General features: G+C 52.6%; 5 protein-coding genes. All 5 read right to left on the bottom strand.

Translation table 11 applies throughout. The features are described from left to right. The coding region (locus tag C230_RS18840) for a hypothetical protein (protein ID WP_040392352.1) at nucleotides 1–383 on the bottom strand (383 nt) is incomplete at its 3' end. 12 nt (nucleotides 384–395) lie between these two features. Next, nucleotides 396–683 (bottom strand): helix-turn-helix domain-containing protein, encoded by a 288-nt coding sequence (locus tag C230_RS18845; RefSeq protein WP_018130107.1) that lies wholly within the window; start codon nucleotides 681–683, stop codon nucleotides 396–398. Between the two features lie 244 nt (nucleotides 684–927). Continuing rightward, nucleotides 928–1,122 (bottom strand): hypothetical protein, encoded by a 195-nt coding sequence (locus C230_RS0100290; RefSeq protein ID WP_018130108.1) that lies wholly within the window; start codon nucleotides 1,120–1,122, stop codon nucleotides 928–930. Then, the gene (locus C230_RS23500) at nucleotides 1,119–1,250 is read right to left on the bottom strand and encodes a hypothetical protein (protein ID WP_018130109.1); all 132 of its coding nucleotides are present in this window, start codon (nucleotides 1,248–1,250) and stop codon (nucleotides 1,119–1,121) included. Before C230_RS23500 ends, C230_RS0100290 begins: the two co-directional genes overlap by 4 nt. Nucleotides 1,251–1,265: 15 nt before the next feature. Further along, entirely contained in the window at nucleotides 1,266–1,442 is a 177-nt protein-coding gene (locus C230_RS22790) for a hypothetical protein (protein ID WP_018130110.1), read from the bottom strand. Between the last annotated feature and the right edge of the window lie 229 nt (nucleotides 1,443–1,671).

The following is a 1,671-nucleotide window of genomic DNA, read 5'->3' on the forward strand; positions in this document are numbered from 1 at the left end:
TTGTGCTGATCGCCAACCAGACCGAGGAAACATTCGGCGGAGCAAACATGGACGGTTTGGTTGAGACGAATTGCTTTATCACCAGCGAACAATTCCATGCCACAGTAATCGCACTCACAGACCGGTTCCGGTTCTTTCGGCTCCGGTGCAGCCGTTTTCCAAACGTCGTAGCTTTGTGGCAACATGTGTCCCCTCTCCCCTCTTGTGTTTTCAGAAATCACGAAGTAGAATCGAACTAGGATATTTTTTGTTTGGCACGTTACGAACGTGTCATTTTTTTGGCGGTTTTGTCTTTCCATCGCCTGTTCCAAGTGGATGGCGTGAAGAATCATCAACCGCTCAAACTTGGAAAATCTCAGCCAGATTCCCGGTTTGATCACCATGTTCTCACCCCCCTACGCTCCAATGTCAGCTAACATGGCACTCATTTGCTTGAACACAATCTCCAGTCGCATAAGCCGCTTCCAGCCTTCCGAACCGGTTAGCATCAGCGCGATGAATTCCCGCGAGTCCGTCGCTTCAGCCCACATGATGACTTCATCGATGTCAGGGATGTCATGTCCGTTTTCGATGCGGGAGATGGCAGACCGGTCTTTTCTGAGATACCGCGCGAGTTCTTCCTGACTCATCCCCTTTCGTTCCCGGCACATTCGCAACAGAGTGCCGATTTCTTTTCCTCTCACCCTGTGTCCCCCCCTCTCCGTGTGCATATTTCTCACGAAAAACAGACTGCATTGTGCGGGGTCACGATGGTAGGATGGGATTGTGCCCCTCATAAAGACTTCCCACTAAAACGCTCCTCTGAACTTCCTCCCACATCACCTCCCACCGGCGGCCGATTGGTTCCCCACCAGCGGACGCTACCTATCATGACTACCAGTTTGTTGTCGTAACCAAGAAACTCCCGGTATCAGAGCAGTCTGGCTGTCACTCCTCCAAAATGGCCGACCGCTCCCGCCGCAGTTCTTCAATCCGCCGCCAGATCTCCGCTTTGCGTGCGTCAGTGGTTTTCCGATCGCCAAACTCGGCGGCGAGGCTGGTGTGCTCGACCGCGATCTCGACCAGCCGTTGGTGCTGGTCATCTGGCAGATTCCAGATGTGCAGCGTTCGGGATTCAGTCATGCCGATTCTCCTTTCGCAGACTCCGCTTTTTTGGCTTGGATCTCACGGTATGCTTTTTCCAAAATCTCGCGCGGCAACTTCGATGTGCGAACCACCGCTGTAACCTTTTTACCGACCTTTTTCTCCATCTTCTCGCCCCTCCCTCAAAACTGGCTCAAAATGATCTCTTCCTTGATGACCCGAGCCAGATCCAGCAGTTCCTCTACGGCATCTTGCTTCGTGTAACTCGGATCATCCGTGAGGCTCTGCGCGATGATGCTGATCTTCCCCAGAAGATCCCCCAGTACCGCGATGCGTCCCAACTGCTCGATCGCGCTCATTTGATCACCACCTACAGGATTTTCCACCCTACACATCGAATCTTATTGTCCGAAGGACGGGAACTTTTCCCATCTTCGATGGAAGTAGGTGCAAAATATGACCGCCCTCGACTGCACATATGCGGTTATCGAAACCCCCTATGCCGTGGCAGATTCGTCGGTTTCGTCGAGAAGTTCACTGATGCTGACTCCGAGTGCATTCGCCAGTTTTTGCAGAATCTTGGTCGTC

It is taken from the genome of Effusibacillus pohliae DSM 22757, assembly GCF_000376225.1.
In the GTDB taxonomy this organism is placed as follows: domain Bacteria; phylum Bacillota; class Bacilli; order Tumebacillales; family Effusibacillaceae; genus Effusibacillus; species Effusibacillus pohliae.